At 62.2% G+C, this 16,339-nt stretch carries 17 protein-coding genes and 1 other RNA gene; 10 read left to right on the top strand and 8 right to left on the bottom strand.

Translation table 11 applies throughout. From position 1 onward, the window contains the following. Positions 1-170: 170 nt before the first annotated feature. Complete coding sequence (locus tag EET67_RS10100) at positions 171-1,046, top strand: dienelactone hydrolase family protein (RefSeq protein ID WP_128625999.1); 876 nt, start codon at positions 171-173, stop codon at positions 1,044-1,046. Between the two features lie 531 nt (positions 1,047-1,577). Here EET67_RS10100 and EET67_RS10090 read toward each other — a convergent pair. Then, positions 1,578-2,063 carry a thioesterase family protein gene (locus EET67_RS10090; RefSeq protein WP_128625997.1) on the bottom strand — a complete coding sequence of 162 codons (486 nt, stop codon included), beginning with the start codon at positions 2,061-2,063 and terminating at the stop codon, positions 1,578-1,580. A gap of 86 nt (positions 2,064-2,149) precedes the next feature. Here EET67_RS10090 and EET67_RS10085 point away from each other — a divergent pair, with 86 nt between their 5' ends. Next, complete coding sequence (locus tag EET67_RS10085; protein WP_128625996.1) at positions 2,150-3,559, top strand: FAD-binding oxidoreductase; 1,410 nt, start codon at positions 2,150-2,152, stop codon at positions 3,557-3,559. Positions 3,560-3,569: 10 nt separating this feature from the next. Here EET67_RS10085 and EET67_RS10080 read toward each other — a convergent pair whose 3' ends face one another. Continuing rightward, positions 3,570-4,340, bottom strand: coding sequence for a DUF2182 domain-containing protein (locus tag EET67_RS10080; RefSeq protein WP_128625995.1), 771 nt, complete (start codon positions 4,338-4,340; stop codon positions 3,570-3,572). 9 nt (positions 4,341-4,349) lie between these two features. Continuing rightward, entirely contained in the window at positions 4,350-4,982 is a 633-nt protein-coding gene (locus EET67_RS10075; protein WP_128625994.1) for a DUF1326 domain-containing protein, read from the bottom strand. A gap of 355 nt (positions 4,983-5,337) precedes the next feature. Here EET67_RS10075 and EET67_RS10070 point away from each other — a divergent pair, with 355 nt between their 5' ends. Continuing rightward, positions 5,338-9,210, top strand: a complete 3,873-nt coding sequence (locus EET67_RS10070) for an AsmA family protein (protein ID WP_128625993.1) — start codon at positions 5,338-5,340, stop codon at positions 9,208-9,210. 11 nt (positions 9,211-9,221) lie between these two features. Here EET67_RS10070 and EET67_RS10065 read toward each other — a convergent pair whose 3' ends face one another. The 5 genes from EET67_RS10065 to ssrA all read right to left on the bottom strand — a co-directional run bounded on the left by EET67_RS10065 (position 9,222) and on the right by ssrA (position 11,462). Continuing rightward, positions 9,222-9,452: a ribbon-helix-helix domain-containing protein gene (locus EET67_RS10065; protein WP_128625992.1), complete on the bottom strand. Its 231-nt coding sequence runs from the start codon at positions 9,450-9,452 to the stop codon at positions 9,222-9,224. Further along, the gene (locus EET67_RS10060; protein ID WP_128625991.1) at positions 9,449-9,646 is read right to left on the bottom strand and encodes a DUF4169 family protein; all 198 of its coding nucleotides are present in this window, start codon (positions 9,644-9,646) and stop codon (positions 9,449-9,451) included. Before EET67_RS10060 ends, EET67_RS10065 begins: the two co-directional genes overlap by 4 nt. Positions 9,647-9,739: 93 nt before the next feature. Then, entirely contained in the window at positions 9,740-10,276 is a 537-nt protein-coding gene (locus tag EET67_RS10055; RefSeq protein ID WP_128625990.1) for an SspB family protein, read from the bottom strand. 138 nt (positions 10,277-10,414) lie between these two features. Beyond that, positions 10,415-10,999: an AAA family ATPase gene (locus tag EET67_RS10050; protein ID WP_128625989.1), complete on the bottom strand. Its 585-nt coding sequence runs from the start codon at positions 10,997-10,999 to the stop codon at positions 10,415-10,417. Between the two features lie 97 nt (positions 11,000-11,096). After that, positions 11,097-11,462: a transfer-messenger RNA gene (gene ssrA, locus EET67_RS10045) on the bottom strand. Positions 11,463-11,607: 145 nt separating this feature from the next. On the opposite strand from ssrA, the gene EET67_RS10040 reads away from it, so the two are divergent. From EET67_RS10040 to EET67_RS10010, 7 genes are all read left to right on the top strand, one after another. Further along, complete coding sequence (locus EET67_RS10040) at positions 11,608-11,919, top strand: DUF2853 family protein (RefSeq protein ID WP_128625988.1); 312 nt, start codon at positions 11,608-11,610, stop codon at positions 11,917-11,919. Between the two features lie 142 nt (positions 11,920-12,061). Continuing rightward, positions 12,062-12,856 carry a thymidylate synthase gene (locus tag EET67_RS10035; RefSeq protein WP_128626168.1) on the top strand — a complete coding sequence of 265 codons (795 nt, stop codon included), beginning with the start codon at positions 12,062-12,064 and terminating at the stop codon, positions 12,854-12,856. Between the two features lie 30 nt (positions 12,857-12,886). Next, the gene (locus EET67_RS10030; protein WP_128625987.1) at positions 12,887-13,090 is read left to right on the top strand and encodes a DUF3329 domain-containing protein; all 204 of its coding nucleotides are present in this window, start codon (positions 12,887-12,889) and stop codon (positions 13,088-13,090) included. A 306-nt stretch (positions 13,091-13,396) separates the two neighbouring features. Further along, complete coding sequence (locus EET67_RS10025) at positions 13,397-13,915, top strand: dihydrofolate reductase (protein ID WP_128625986.1); 519 nt, start codon at positions 13,397-13,399, stop codon at positions 13,913-13,915. Between the two features lie 141 nt (positions 13,916-14,056). Then, on the top strand, positions 14,057-15,196 hold the full coding sequence (gene hflK / locus EET67_RS10020; RefSeq protein WP_128625985.1) for an FtsH protease activity modulator HflK: 1,140 nt from the start codon (positions 14,057-14,059) through the stop codon (positions 15,194-15,196). Then, a complete protein-coding gene (gene hflC, locus EET67_RS10015) occupies positions 15,196-16,137 on the top strand; it encodes a protease modulator HflC (protein WP_128625984.1) in 942 nt (313 codons plus the stop codon). Before hflK ends, hflC begins: the two co-directional genes overlap by 1 nt. Positions 16,138-16,145: 8 nt before the next feature. Then, a complete protein-coding gene (locus EET67_RS10010) occupies positions 16,146-16,331 on the top strand; it encodes a DUF2065 domain-containing protein (protein WP_128625983.1) in 186 nt (61 codons plus the stop codon). The last annotated feature ends 8 nt before the right edge of the window (positions 16,332-16,339 follow it).

The following is a 16,339-nucleotide window of genomic DNA, read 5'->3' as shown; positions in this document are numbered from 1 at the left end:
CAGCGTTGTTGCCGTTTTGTGCTCATTTGCGGCGTCTGCGCCCCGCATATCCACCGCATAATCCCGGCAGGCCGATATGCAGCCCGCAATCCCCATCACCGAGGCGTTACTGGACCGGCGGGGGGCAGCCCCTATCCTTTCTCCCCATAAACGACATGTGGAGGAAGACGATGAGCAAGCCGACCATCACCCAGGCGATGATCGACGCCTATGACGAATACACCCATCTGACGCTGGACCGGCGCGGTTTCATGGAAAAACTGACCAGGCTCGCCGGCTCGGGTGCGGCCGCCGCGGCGATCGCGCCGATGCTGGCCGCCAATTCCGCCCGTGCAGCCATTGTGGCGCAAGATGATGCGCGGCTGAAGGCGGAGGACATCTCCTATCCAGGCGGTGAAGGCGAGATGAAGGGCTATCTCGTGCGCCCAGCGGATAATGACGGCAAGCTGGGCGCTGTCATCGTCATCCACGAGAATCGTGGCCTGAACGAGCATATAAGGGACGTCGCCCGGCGCATCGCGCTGGAAGGCTTCATGGCGCTCGCGCCCGACTTCCTGTCGCCGCTTGGCGGAACGCCCGAGGATGAGGACAGGGCCCGGGAAATGTTTGGCGAACTCGATGCGGGCCAGACCATCGCCAATGGCGTGGCAACGGTTGCCTATCTGAAGGGGCATGAAGGTGGAAATGGCAAGGTCGGCGCGGTCGGCTTCTGCTGGGGCGGCGGTGCGGTGAACGATCTTGCGGTGAATGCCCCGGATCTTGCCGCTGGCGTGGCCTATTACGGGCGGCAGGCAAAGGCAGAGGAGGTGGCCAAGATCAAGGCGCCGCTGCTGTTGCACTATGCCGGGCAGGATGAGCGCATCAATGCCGGGATCGACGCCTATAAGGCGGCGCTGGAGGCGGCCGGCAAGGAGCTCACCATCTACATCTATGATGGTGCGCAGCATGCCTTCAACAACGACACTTCCGAAGCGCGCTACAACAAGCAGGCGGCCGATCTCGCCTGGGGTCGCACCATCGCCTTCTTCAAGGAAAAGCTGGCGTAAGCTTGCTGTTCAGAGCAGGGCCTTGGTTAATCCGGATGGTAAAAAACCATCCGGAGCACCTGCTTCAGCAATGGGACCTTGTGTCGAGTAAAGCGGCTGACGACTTGGCGGGAGTTTCTTCCTCGTGGTGACTATAAAGTATAATTTTACGCCCGGTGGGGCTGTCTCTTGCGGCGGGCAGTCTTTATGATCTCGCGTGCGTAGATCATCTGCATCGGGATAGGAAGCCGAAGACGTTCGATGCGGTAAAGCTCGTTATTTATTGTCTTTAGCGCGCGCCAGAAATCATAGTCACTTATCGAATGATCGGATGCCAGGCGGCTGGACAGTTGAGCTACGTCTATTTTCATTCCAGTCCTCCGGACGGCGCCCCCCACCGCCATTCCGATCTCTGAGTCGTCATGACCGGATTTTGCCCCCCGCCGAGGCGATATCAACCCGCGGGAATGGTTCAAACTGTTGAAAAGCCCTTAAGGTTAACAGTTCATTTACCATTAAAATTTTAATAAAATTAAGTGAAATCAGTATGTTTCAGGCGCTTTTGCGCTTGATGCCGATGGACCGGCCGACGCGCTGAGGAACCGGCAGTGTTGCATGCACGGCACGCATCGCCGCTACATTTTCCATGATGTCGGAAGGGAAGGCCGCGACCTTCGGGCCGCTCATGTCGACATGCAGCGACATGGTTTCCGACGTTGCCGCCAGCCAGCCATCGGCGTGGTGAATTTCCTGATAGGCATGCAGGCGCTTTTCGTCGTGATCGACGAGTTGGAAGGTGACGGTCACCTTGTCGCCCAGATGCAGTTCGCGCACATAGCAGAGATGGACTTCGGCGGTGTAGATGGTCAGCTTGCGGCCCTGGACATAGTCGAGCCCCATGCCGAGCGCGGCCAGCGCCTGGTCGGCACAGCGGTCGAAGATGACGTTGTAATAGGCCATGTTGAGATGGCCGTTATAATCGATCCAGTCCTTCTCGACCTCGATGACGCTGGAAATGAAGGGTGCGGGAATTGCCATCGAATCGCTTTCTCTTTTGGCGCTCCGGGAGTAGGCATCCATAAATGCCTCCCGGGGGCATGGATAGTCTGATTGCGGAGAAGACAATGGCCCTGAGCGACGTCAAGGGTGTGCAACGCAACGATGCCGGCATCGCGGCGGCGGTCGGCATTCTCAGGCAGCGCTTCGGCGACCGCTTCCAGACCGGCCATTCCATGCGCGAGCAGCATGCGCACACCACGACCTATATTCCAACCCAGATGCCGGATGGCGTCGTTTTTCCTCAGACGGTCGCGGAGGTGCAGGAGATCGTGCGCGCCTGTGCCGAACATCGCGTGCCGGTGGTGGCGTTCGGAACCGGCACCTCTCTTGAAGGGCAAGTCAATGCGCCGGGCGGTGGCATTTCGCTCGACATGTCGCGGATGAACCGGGTGCTTAGTGTCAATTCCGAAGATCTCGACGTGACCATCGAGCCGGGGCTGACGCGCGAGGAACTCAATGCCTATCTGCGCGATACCGGGCTGTTCTTCCCCATCGATCCTGGCGCCAATGCCAGCCTCGGCGGCATGGCGGCGACGCGGGCTTCCGGCACCAATGCGGTGCGCTACGGCACTATGCGTGACAATGTGCTGGCCCTGACGGCGGTGATGGCGGATGGCCGCGCGATCACCACGGCGAAGCGGGCCAAGAAGAGCGCGGCCGGCTACGATCTGACACGGCTTCTGGTCGGCTCGGAAGGAACGCTTGGCATCATCACCTCGCTGACGCTCAAGCTTTACGGCATCCCGCAGGCGATTTCGGGCGGCGTGTGCCCGTTTCCCAGCGTCGAGGCGGCCTGCCAGGCGGTGATCGCCACCATCCAGATGGGCATTCCGGTGGCGCGCATCGAACTGGTTAACGCCTTGCAGATGCGGGCGATCAATCTCCATTCCAGGCTCGATTATCCTGAAAGCCCATGCCTGTTCGTGGAGTTCCATGGCAGCGACGCCGGTGTGGCCGAGCAGGCGGAGATGTTCGGCGAAATCGCCAGTGAGCATGGCGGCGGGCCGTTCCTGTGGACCAGTGTTGCCGAGGAGCGGGCGAAGCTGTGGAAGGCACGGCACGAGGCCTATTGGGCCTCTTTCGTGCTGCGGCCGGGCGCCAAGGGCCTTTCGACCGACGTCTGCGTGCCGATCTCGCGGCTCGCCGAATGCATTGCTGAAACCGAGACCGACATTGCCGAAATGGGTCTGGTCGCACCGATCGTCGGTCATGTCGGCGACGGCAATTTCCATGTGCTGGTGCTGATGGATACGAGCAATCCGGCCGAGATCGCGCAGGCGGAAAAGTTTGTCGCGCGGCTCAATATGCGGGCGATCGGCATGGACGGCACCTGCACGGGCGAACACGGCATCGGGCAGGGCAAGATGGGCTTTCTGCGCCACGAATTGGGCGAGGCCGTCGATGTCATGCGGGCAATCAAGCGCGCGCTCGACCCCGACAATATCCTCAATCCGGGGAAGGTCCTGCCGGATTGAAACAGACGGTTCAGGCAAGAGATGCCAGGACCGTTCCGCCCCATAGAATGAGCGCGACACCGGCTGCCCTGCCGATCCAGTGGCCGGCCGGCGCCACTTTCTCGATCAGCACGAACAGGGCGATGCCGGTGATCCAAGCGAGGTTCATCACGCCGCCGGCAAAAAGCAGCAGCATCAGCATCCAGCAGCAGCCCAGGCAATAAAGGCCGTGTCGCAGGCCCATCGCCAGGGCGCCGGCCCGGCCTTTGCGCCAATATGTCATGACGAAATCGAGCGGCGAGCGGCAGTGGCGAAGACATGCCTGCTTCAATGGCGTCAATTGGTAAATGCCGGCGGCAAGCAGGATAAGGCCGGCCAGCGCCGTGCTGGTGGTCCTCATCATCGGCGAGAGCAGGCTAGCGCGGTCGAGGCCATATTGGAGGACAACTGCCGCAACGCTGAATCCTGCCCAGACGACCAGATAACCCAGTGCGAACAAGGCGGTGGGGCTGACGGTGCTATCGAGCGGATTTTGCCGCCTTATGATGGAATCGTAAAACAGCAGCATCGGCGTGGCGCTCGGCAGCATCATGGCCGCCATCATCGAAAGCCACATTGCCAACGTCAGCGCCAGATAGGCGGCGCTCCAGTTTGCAGGCATTGCCATGCCTTCCATTCCGGGCATCGGCGCCGGCATCTTGATGCCGAACAGAAGATATGCCCAGGAAATCACGACGACTCCCAGGAGGGCGGTGACGACAATCGCCCGGTCATGCCGGTGCAGGCTCGCCAGCAGCGCCACGCCTTGTCCCTAGGCGGCGACGCCTGTTGGCGTATGCACGACATAGGCCAGCGAGCTGTGCATTCCGGACGTCTCGAACTTGATCGCAGCCATGCTGCGGATATTGGCGGAAGCGACCTCGGCCATGCGGTGCTCGAAGCCTTCCGGCATCATGATCTGAATGCGGTGCGGGTCGCCGGTCACCGGGTTGCGGATCGGCTCCACTTCGGTTTCCAGGACACCGGGAATGACCAGACGCGCGGTGCGGGCCTGCTGGTCGAAGCTGAATTCGACCGGGGCAAAGACCGGGTCGTGCAGCTTGGTGACGATCAGGCTCAATATGTGAAAGAGCGTTCCTTCCGCCGAGTTCTCGCCCGACAGGATCGCCGTCAACGCCTCGCGCTGCCGTGGATTGGCGCGCTCGTCTATGATCGGCTGGGCATGGCCATTGCCCTCATGCAGCGGGCCGGGAAAGTGGACGGTGACGAAGAAGCTCAATCCGTCGAGCGGCACATCCTTGTAGTGGCCCTTGGTGATGTGCATGCCCGCCAGGCCCTCGCAATAGCCCTGGGTCGGCCTTGCGTTGAAATCGCAGGGGCAGCCATAGGCGCAACTGCAATTCTTGATCCACTCGCCTTCCAGTCTCCAATCGGCCAATGCCATTCTTTCCTCCCGGCATGCCATGTGCACGGACAGATCGTGTCCGCGCAGCAGGGGGTGTAAATCTGAACAGCCGTGCGCCGCAGGTGGCTGACGCGAGGCGTAAACCTTGCCAAGTTGCTGGAATCCTGCCTGAAGCAGGTGGTCCTGCGCTCGGCCAGAGTGGGAATATTAGCACTAAACAGGGTTGGGGAAAAACATACAGTTGGGGGAAGCGCATCCTTCGAAGGGAGGTTTTGGAGAGCGGGCGCGGCGGCAGCGAATAAGAGGTGACCGGTCGGTTGCCGCAATTGCCATTTAATCAACACCACGATGCGCATAGAGTAGCCGACTCATGGGGGTGGACTGCCGATAGGTGATGCTGGCACGACTTTTTGTATTCATTGGCGGATTGATCGTACTGGTGCTGACGGCGGCGCTGGTGGGGCCGTATTTTATCGACTGGACCTCATATCGCGGCGATTTCGAGCGCGAGGCAAGCGCGGTTCTGGGGCGCAAGGTGACGGTGGAAGGGGCTGCGACCGCCCGGCTGCTGCCGTTTCCCTCCGTGACCTTCTCGGACGTTTCGGTCGGCGGCGCGAATGGCCGCCAGCCGGCAATGACGGTCGAGAAATTTTCCATGGATGCGGAACTGGCGCCCTTCCTGCGCGGTGAATTCCTTATCTTCGACATGCGGCTGGTACGGCCGAAGGCAGTGATCGACATCGCGGCGGATGGCACCGTCGACTGGGCGATCCGGCCCTCCACACCCTTCGACCCGCATCGCATCGCGCTGGAAAAGCTGACGGTGACGGACGGCGAGGTGGCGATCCGCCATGCCGCCAGCGGGCGCACGCATCTGCTTTCGCAGATCAACACCGCAATTTCGGCCAAGTCGCTTGCCGGACCTTGGCGCGCCAATGGCACGGTTCTGGTGGACGGGATGTCGACCACGCTTGCTGCCTCGACCGGCCAGGTGGACGAGAATGGCGCCATGCGGCTGCGGCTGCGAGTGGACCCTGGTCTCTACCCGCTGGCGATCGAAGCTGACGGCAATGCCCGGATCGAAAAGGGCAAGGCGCTTTATTCCGGCCAGTTCAAGATCATGGGGGAGGAGAAGAAAGCCGAGGCGTTGCGAGGCAGCGGCGGCGAAAGCGTGAAGATCGAGGCGCTGAAGCCGGAACCCGGCTTCCGGTTGAATGGGGAATTCTCGCTCGATCACCAACGGCTTGGCATCGAGGCGTTCCGCTTCGAAACGGGACCGCTGGACAATCCTTATACGGCAGATGGGACAGCCTTTGTCGAACTGGGCAAGGAGCCGCGCTTTTTCATTGAGACCAAGGGCGCGCAGGTGCGCTTCGACGAGGCTGTGGCCGGCAGCGAGAGTGGTGCCGGCCTGACGCTGGCCGAGCGGATCGCCGCACTGGAAAGAGCGCTCGCCGATCTGCCGAAATTGTCCATGCCCGGCAAGGTCGAGGTCAATCTGCCGGCGATCGTTGCCGGCGACACCACCGTGCGCGATGTGCATCTTTCGGCCGAGCCTGCCGATGGCGGCTGGACCGTCAAGTCTCTGGCTGCGACGCTGCCTGGCCGCACCACGCTTGAAGCCGACGGCTTCTTGCGCACCGGCCACGAATTCGGCTTCGCCGGTTCGCTGCTGCTGGCGGTCGGCCAGCCTTCAGGCTTTGCCGCCTGGGTGGCGAGCGATGTCGACGAGGCAATCAGGCGGCTGCCGGCCGCCGGTTTCAAGGCGACAGTCGACATGACCGGGCAGCGGCAGAAATTCAGCGATCTGGAACTGGTGCTCGGCGATGCCAAATTCCGCGGCCGGATCGACAGCCGGCAGCCGCCGGATATGCGCCCCTCGGTGCTGCTGCAACTCGACGGCGAGGCGCTGGATGTGGACGGGCTTGCCGCCTTCGCCTCGCTTTTCGTCAGCGACAAGGGCGCCAACCGCTTCGCTGACCGCGATCTCGATTTCGAGATCAAGGCCGGGCCGGTGACGGCAGGCGGGCTGACGGCTGAAACCGTAGACACGGCACTGCGGCTGCGCAGCGGACTGTTGGAAATCGACCGGTTGTCGATCGGCGGGCTGGCGGGCGCCTCGCTGAGCGCGACCGGCCGGGTGAAGGATTTCCCGCAAAGTCCGACCGGCAATCTCGATGCCTCGATCCTTGCCGCCGATCTGGCGCCGCTGATTTCACTGGCGGCGCAGCATTATCCCGACAATGCGCTGCTCAAGGGCCTCGATACGCGGGCGAACGCCTATCCGGGCCTGTTCGAGGAAGCGCGGATCGACCTTGTGGCCAGCGCGGCAGCCGAAGATGGCGGGGCGACCGGACTGGCGCTGAGTGTGCAGGGCGATGCGGGCGGCTCGGCGATCTCGGCCAACCTGACGGCTAAGGGAACGCTCCAAGCCCTCGGCCAGGCACGCCTTGCCTTGTCTTTTTCGGCGCGCAACGAGGATGCGACGCGGTTGCTGGCGCTGGCCGGTGCGCCTGCGCTGCCGCTTGGCCTCACCGGCGGCGGCGACCTTACTGCGTCGGCCAAGGGCACGCTCGAAGGCGGGCTGGATACGACATTTCATTTGACCGCAGAGGATTTCCGGGCGAGCTTTACCGGCACGTCCGGCCGGGACGAAAAGGGTGGCTTTGCTCAAGGGCGGATTGGTCTGGAGGCTGCCGACATCGAGCCATGGCTGATGACGATGGGCGTCGGCCTGCCGGGGATGGGGCTGGGTACGCCGGTCTCGCTCGAGTCAGAGGGCGGTTACCGGGAGGGCGTTCTCACGCTCGACAGACTGGAAGGCGTCGTCAATGAGGGAGCGGTTACGGGAGGCCTGAACGCCAAGCTTGAAGACGGCTTGCCGCATCTGGGCGGTGCACTCAAGCTCGACGAGATCGACCTTGGCCCGTTCATTGCCATGGTGTTGGGCGAGGAGGCGCTACAGCCGGCCGAAGGGCGCTGGTCCGCAGTGCCGTTCCGGCAAAAATCCTTCGCGCCGGGTGCCGTCGATCTGCAGATTTCGGCAGGGACGGTGGCTGTAGGCGGGCTCGCGACCGCTTACGACGCCAGCCTGGCATTGGAGTTGAGTGCCGAAGGCCTGCGCCTTTCCGACGTCAAGGCCAAGCTTTACGGCGGGGCGCTGTCTGGCCTGTTCGAATTGAAGAACAATGGCGGGACGGGCCTGTTTTCAAGCCAGATGAAGCTCGACGGGGCGGATCTGGCGCTGGCGCTGGCCGGTGCCGGGCTGAATGGCAGCGGCGATTTTTCGACCGCGCTGACGGCCGGCGGCAAATCGGTGGGCGGCCTTGTCTCTACGCTTTCGGGGTCCGGCACGACGGTACTGAAAAATCTCGTCATTCCGGGTATCAACCCGCAGGCGTTCAGCAGCTTCATCGCCAAGGCCGATGCCGCCGGCCGCGACATTAATGCCGATCAGACGGCGGCGTTCGCACCCGATATTGCGGCGGCCGGGGTGCTGCCGGTGGCCGATGCGGAAATCGCCTTCACGGTCGCTGGCGGCATCTTGCGCGCGCCTCCGGTCACGTTTGAAAATCCGGCGGTGAAAGTGTCTGCCGATATCCGCGCCGATCTCAACCAAGGCAATGCCGTGCTTGACGGCACCATCGCCTATGCGCCGGGCGACGAGGCGCTGGCGGGTTCCGAGCCAAGCCTGCGCTTTGCTCTTTCGGGGCCGCCCATGGCGACAACCCGTACGCTCGACACGCAGCCGCTCGCCCAGTTCCTGACCCAGCGGGCGCTGGAGCGGGAACAGGCCAGGGTAGAGGCCATGCAGGCGGCGGTGCTGGAGAAGCAGCGGCTGCGCCGCGAAGCCCGCTACTATGCGGCACTCCAGCAAGAGCGGGTGCGGGCTGCCGAAATGCAGCGGCTGCAGCAAGAGGAAGAGGACAGGCGACGGGCGGCAGGGCTGGAACGCGCGCGGATCGCAGAGGAGGCCGCACGGGCGGAAGCCGAGGCGCAGGCGCGGGCGGACGAACAGGCGCGGCTTGAAGCCGAGGCGGCGGCAGCCGAGATGGAAGCGGCGCGCAGGAAACAGGAGGCCGAAAGGCTGGCCGCCGAGGAACAGGCACGCCGCGAGGCTGAGAAGGCCCGTCCCGCGCGCGAAATCGAGCGCGCGCCTTTGCCGCCGGCGGATGGTAGCGGAGCAGGGGCGGCGACGCAGGAGCCCAAGCCGTTCGACCCGTTTTCGGTCGATGAGTTCCTCAAATCCCTGCATGAGGGCGAATAGAGACGTTTTTCCTATTCGGCGCGGTTCCCGCCGCCCTTCGCCCATTCCAGCACATAGAGCCGAAGCGCCGACGACAAATTGGCCTCGCGCGGGCGGTTTTCATCGATTTCAGCCACAAGGGTAGCCAGTGTCAGGCCGCGCTGTGTGGCGATGGATACCAGATCGTCAAAGAACGGTTCCTCAAGCGAGTAGCTGGTGCGGTGCCCTCGGATCGTCACCGAACGTTTGCGCACCAGGCTCATTTTTCCTCGCCGTCATCGGGGCGGTCCCGCTTATGGGCGTCCAGAAGGCGAGATTCGCGCTCGGCCAGTTTTCGGGACTCGGCTTTTTCGAGCTTGGTGCGGCCAAAGCGGGCGCGATTCTGCTCGGCGACCTGTTCCTTGGCGGCTCGGGTCTTGCGTTTGCGGGCGAGGCGCAGATTGATGATGTCGGACATTGCTCAGAACCTGATTCCGAAAATCGGGCCAACAGCTTGTTGTTTCAGGAAAAAATCCTGAAGCGCGACCAGCTTCGCGCCGGCAATTCTGCGCTATTTCTTGCGGAAGGCATCGAGTGAAACCACGTCGGCGCCTTTCGCCGGTGCTGCTTCGCCCTCTGAGCCCTTGGCCGGCTCCTTGGCCTTCTTCTTCGGCTCTGTCGCGGCGGGCTGGATCGTTGCCGGCGGCGGGGAAAGCTTTGCCGGCTCGCCGGCGTCCTCGTCCGGCTCCTCGGTCTTGACGTCGAATTCGAGTTCGAAATTGACGGAAGGGTCGTAAAAGCCGCGCACTGCCGAGAAGGGGATCTCAAGCCTTTCCGGCACGTCCGAAAATGACAGGCCGATCTCGAAGCCGCTTTCATTCACCTTGAGGTCCCAATATTGGAACTGGATGACGATCGTCATCTGTTCCGGGTAGCGCTCGCGCAGGCGGCTTGAAATGCGCACGCCAGGCGCACCGGTCAGGAAGGTGATGAAAAAGTGGTGGCTGCCCGGCAGACCCGTGCGCGCGACTTCCGCCAGAACCTTGCGCATGACCCCGCGCAATGCTTCCTGGGCAAGAATATCGTAGCGGATATGGTCCTCGGCCATGTGCTGAAACTGTTCCGGTGAATCGACTGAATAGCTGTAATCAAGCTTGGGCCCGGCGTAAACCGCATATAGCGTTTCCGTGCGATCTCGCGCTGTAAATATTGCGGCGCAGCAAAGCTGCTGCGGTTGTCCACAAGCTTATTTGGCTGCGGCAATGTTCGAAAGACCGGCCGCAGCCAGAACGAAGTGCAGCCGCTCTTCAACGGGCAGGCAAGGCACCGCGACCAGTTCATACCCGAAGGCCGTGTAGACTTCGACCATCGCTTCATGGGTGCGCACGGCCTCCTGGAAATCCTGCTTGCGTTCGCTGTCTTCGCCGAAAATCTCCTTCCATGGCGGCAGGATGAACACCTTGCGGTTGTAGCGCAGGGTCCTGGTTGCGGCCTCGACATGCTCAGGGATGGGCAATCCGCACACATGCAGGTAACCAGCGATGTCCGGCACGCCCCGGTCGAAAAATACCGGTCCGGCCTGTGCGGAGGCGAGGGCATGCGAGCGCATCTCCCAATTCAGCATCAGTTCGGCAAACAAGGCCGGGTCGTTCCATGGCAGGGCCGGGCCGCCAATGGTCGCCTGGTCCCGGATGATGGCGCGGCCTGCTTCGACTGTTGAGTGGAAGCCGGCTTTGCTCAGGGCTGAAATCAAGGTGGTCTTGCCCGAACCAGGGCCGCCGGTGAGCACGAAGAATCGATCGGAATCTGAATGATTGGCATCGGATTGCATGGCGAGCTTTCGCAGGAAACTTTGCGGAGTCCGGCGCTGCGTGACGCAAATGCGGCAGCAGGCAGCGAACGAAATGCAGTGAGAGTGAGAGAAAGGAAGTGGAGGTTTCTGTTGCCAGGTACCTCCGAACCCCGCCTAGAGGTGCGAACCGCTAGGACTTGATTTGAAGCTATCGCACCGCATTAAGCGGCGAGACGTGCTTCCGCATAGTTGTCGTTTGCAACTACTGAGTTAGCCCGATAACGGTGGTACAATGCCGGGCAAAAGTACGATCTTTACACCTTCGTCGATCCTGTTTCGCCCCCAGCAAAAACCGCTCCCGAATGGTGTGAGCAGCGGCTTTTGGTGGAGGCGCCGGGTACCGCCCCCGGGTCCGAACGGCTTATTGCATCGCCCATTTATCGCCATAGTCAGTCAAGCTGACCCTCGGAATATAGGGGGATATTGCGGCGAATGAAAGGGCCGGCGGTCATCAAACAATACCCGGGCTTGACAGGTTGTGCATCCACAACCGAAGGTTCGCCACAGTGAGGATCGTCGGGTCAGTGCACCGATTGTGAGTCGCGGCTCCTCGCTCTGCGAAGTCCTGTTCTACGAGGGGAACTTTCATGACCGACTATGTTGCAGACGTGAAGAAATATGATGCCGGCGCCGATGCCGATGTGGTCAACAAGATCGTCAAACATCTGGGCATTGCATTGCGCAACCGCGATTCGTCGCTGGTTTCGTGCACCGATGCCAAGGAACTCGATCGCGTGAAGGCAAACTGGATCGCCAAGAAACTCGGCGTATCCGATGGCGCCAAGGCGGATGCGGCAATCGAAAAGGTCTGCAAGGCGATGTCGGCCGATAACACCAAGAGCCGGGTGACGTTCTACTATCTGGCGGCCAAGGAACTCGGCAAGCTCGGCGCGCTTTAGAAAATATTTTGTGCTCGCCCTGCCGTCCATCGCTTGTGCATGGAGGGGAGAGGGGCGGCGCGGAAAGCCTGGATATGCATAGGCGCATAGCCGGGCTTCGGCTATGATCGGCCTGTTGCTTTCCCGAATCGACGCGGAGCCGATGCGCCAATATCTCGACCTTCTCAGCCATGTCCTTGAAACCGGTACCGACCGCGGTGATCGTACCGGAACCGGCACGCGCTCCGTCTTCGGCTACCAGATGCGGTTTGACCTCTCTGAGGGGTTTCCGGTCACCACGACCAAGAAACTGCATCTGAAATCGATCATTCACGAACTGCTGTGGTTCCTGGCCGGCGACACCAATATCCGTTACCTGAACGAAAACGGCGTCACCATCTGGGACGAATGGGCCGACGAGAGTGGCGATCTCGGCCCCGTCTACGGCAAGCAATGGCGCTCCTGGCCGGCGCCTGGCGGCGGGGAGATCGACCAGATCGCCAATCTTCTGCGCGAGTTGCGCAAGAACCCGCATTCGCGCCGGCTGATAGTCTCGGCCTGGAACCCGGCCGAGGTGGATGAGATGGCGCTACCGCCCTGTCACTGCCTGTTCCAGTTCTATATGGCGGAAGGCAGGCTTTCCTGCCAGCTCTATCAGCGCTCAGCCGATATTTTCCTCGGCGTACCCTTCAACATCGCATCCTACGCACTGCTGACGATGATGGTGGCGCAGGTAAGCGGGCTTCAGCCCGGTGAATTCATCCATACGCTCGGTGATGCGCATCTCTACGCCAACCATTTCGACCAGGCGCGCGAGCAGTTGCAGCGGAGCCCCAAGCCCTTGCCGACCATGTGGATCAACCCGGCCGTCACCGACCTCTTCGCCTTCCGTTATGAGGATTTCCGGCTGGAGAATTATGTCGCCGATGCCAATATCCGCGCGCCCATCGCCGTTTGAGCCGAGGAGGCGGCGTGAGCCGGAGGCACAGTGACCAAGGACAATGAACATCCTTTTTTCCGCCCTCTGTGGCGCCGCATCGCGGTGGTTGCGGTGTGCGTCGCCTGGACGGGGGTGGAAATTGCCGCCGGCGAGAAGGTCTGGGCGCTCGTCGCCTCGGGCGCCGTCTGTTATGCGGTCTGGCAGTTGCTGCTGCGCTATTCGCCGCCGTCCGATACCGGCGGCAGGCCGTGATGCAGGACTAGGACCAATCGACATTCAGGGTTTTGAGGCGTGGTATGAGCAAAAATCGTTCAGTTCGAGGAGCGGAGCCGAAGGCGCAGTGGTCCTGCGTCGAGGCTTCGCGACGCGGAAATGGACGATTTTGGCCATATCCCTTCGGGACGCGGCGGATTTCGGCCCTGAATGTGTCGAAAATGCTCGACGGTGGTCGACACCGCCTTGCGCTTTTCTCCTGTTCAGGACCGAAATCCGGCTCGCGCCACGCCCGAAACCTGAATGTCGATTGGTCCTAAACTCTCCGGTGAAGGTTTGAACGCTATGGAACTTGCGATCCTGGTGGCGATTGCCGAGAACGGCGTAATCGGGCGCGATGGCGGCCTGCCATGGCGCCTGTCGAGCGATCTCAAGCGCTTCAAGGCCGATACGATGGGCAAGCCGATCATCATGGGGCGCAAGACCTGGGAAAGCATCGGCCGTCCGTTGCCTGGCCGGTTGAACATCGTGATGACGCGCGATCAGGGTTTCCGGGCGGAAGGGGCGGAGGTTGCCGGCTCGCTCGAAGAGGCGGTCACGCTTGCAACCGTTCGGGCGCGCTGCATGGCCACTGCCGATGAAATCTGTGTCATCGGCGGCGGCGAGATCTATCGCCAGGCGCTGCCGCTCGCCGACCGGCTCTATGTCACGCATGTTCTGGCCGAGGTCGACGGCGATACGCGGTTTCCGCCGATCGATCCGGCCGTGTGGCGCGAGGTTCGTGCCGCCGACATACCCCCCGGCGAGAAGGACAGCCATGCGACACGCTATACGGTTTACGAACGGCGCGCGGGCGTGCATTGAAGGATAGGATCGTGCCGTTGGCGAAAAAGGCTTGTGCAGACAGCGATTACGTTGAAAGCCGGCCATGGCGTCCCTATACAAGAAGCACGATGTGCGCGCGGTAGCGGGCTGTGCGCCGAAGTTTGAACTGGAAGGACATTCATGCCCTGGAAAAATCAGAGCGGCGGCGGCGGCGGTCCATGGGGTGGCGGCGGCGGCAATGGCGGCGGACCGTGGGGACAGGGGCCGCGTGGTCCGGTTGGTCCGCAAGGCACTCCGCCTGATCTCGAAGATATCATCCGCCGCGGACAGGACCGGCTGAAGGATATCCTTCCCGGCGGTGGCGCAGGCAACCCCGCGCTTTTCGGCTTGATTGCCGTGGCGCTGCTGGTCTTCTGGGCCTTCCAGGCAGTCTATACTGTGCAGCCCGACGAGGTCGCTGTAGAACTGCGCTTCGGCAAGCCGAAAGCCGAATTGTCGCAGCCCGGCCTGCATTTCCACTGGTGGCCGGTGGAAACGGTCGAACGGGCAAGCACTGCTGAAAAGCTGATCAATATCGGTTCGGGCACGCGCGAGACAAGCGATTCGGGCCTGATGCTTTCGGGCGACCAGAACATCGTCAATGTCCAGTTCTCGGTGGCGTTCCAGGTTTCCGACCCGACAGCCTATCTCTTCAATGTCTCCAATCCTGACGAGATGTTGCGGCAAGTGGCCGAAAGCGCCATGCGCGAGGCTGTCGGCCGCCGTCCCGCACAGGATATCTTCCGCGACGACCGCCAAGGCATTGCCGACGCCGTGCGCGGAATCATCCAGACTTCGCTTGATGAATATGGCTCGGGCCTCACCGTCAACGCGATCTCGATCGAGGATGCCTCGCCGCCTCGCGAGGTTGCCGATGCGTTCTCCGAGGTGCAGCGTGCCGAGCAGGACGAAGACCGCTTCGTCGAGGAATCGAACCAGTATTCCAACCAGAAACTCGGCCAGGCACGAGGCGAGGCAGCCCAGATCCGCGAAGAGGCGGCCGCCTACAAGAACCGCGTCGTCCAGGAAGCCGAGGGTGAGGCGCAGCGCTTCATCTCGGTCTATGAGGAATATGCCAAGGCTCCCGATGTCACACGCGAACGCCTGTTCCTTGAAACCATGGAAAAGGTGCTTCAGGGCTCGAACAAGGTCATCGTCGGGCAGGGCAATGGCCAGGGCGTCATTCCCTATCTGCCCCTGCCTGAACTGCAGAAACGTGCACCGGCGGCGCCAGCCGCTCCTGCCACGCCCAGCATGAGCAATGCCGGAGGGAATAACTGATGGCTAACCGGCTTCCCCTTATCGGCTTCATCGTCGTTGCCCTGCTGTTCATTCTCTATTCGTCGGTTTTCGTGGTGAACGCCAAGCAGCAGGCGATCATCCTGCGCTTCGGCGAGATCGTCGACGTCAAGAGCGAACCGGGCATCTATTTCAAGGCGCCGTTCGGCCTGTTTGAGGCCGACAATGTCCAGATGGTCGAAAACCGCGTGCTGCGCTTCGACCTCGACGACATCCGCGTCCAGGTTTCCGGCGGCAAGTTCTACGATGTCGATGCCTTCCTCGCCTATCGGATCTCCGATCCCCGCCGCTTCCGTCAGGCGGTTTCGGGCAACATATCGCTGGCCGAGGCGCGGCTGCGCACCCGTTTCGACGCGGCGCTTCGCCGGGTCTACGGTCTGCGCGGTTTCGAGGCAGCACTTTCGGAGGAGCGGGCCTCGATGATGCGTGAAGTGCGCGACCAGTTGCGGCCTGACGCCACGTCGCTCGGGCTTGAGATCGAGGATGTCCGCATCCGCCGCACCGACCTGACGCAGGACGTGTCGGAGCAGACCTTCGAGCGCATGAAGGCCGAGCGTCTTGCCGAGGCCGAGAGGCTGAGGGCGCGCGGCCGCGAAGCCGCACAGCGCATCCGCGCCCGGGCCGACCGCGAGGTGATCGAGACGGTGGCCGAGGCGCGCAAGGAATCGGAAATCCTGCGCGGTGAGGGCGAAGCCGCCCGTAACGCCGCCTTTGCCGCCGCATTCGAGCGCGACAAGGATTTCTTCGAATTCTACCGTTCGATGAAGGCCTATAGTGCTGCCCTTGAAGGAACCGGCACCACGATGGTCCTTTCGCCGGATTCGGAATTCTTCCGCTTCTTCCGCAGCGCGACCGGAGCGCCCGCCTCGACCGCGCCGGCTACCGGGGCTGCCCAGCCTCCTGCCGCCGGCGCGAACCAGTAACCCGCCCGGTGTCGGACTTTTTCGTCGCCATAGGTCTGGTCCTCGTCATCGAAGGGCTGATCTATGGCGGCTTTCCCAACCTTGCGAAAAAACTGGCGTCGGAAGTGCTTTCGGTGCCGGAAAACGCATTGCGGGTGGCCGGGCTTGCGGCAATTGCGATCGGCGTCGCCATCGTCTGGCTGTGCCGGGGGTAACGCAAGAT

The organism is Borborobacter arsenicus, assembly GCF_003934165.1.
Lineage (GTDB): Bacteria > Pseudomonadota > Alphaproteobacteria > Rhizobiales > Rhizobiaceae > Pseudaminobacter > Pseudaminobacter arsenicus.
This window is presented reverse-complemented; position numbering and strand designations above follow the sequence as displayed.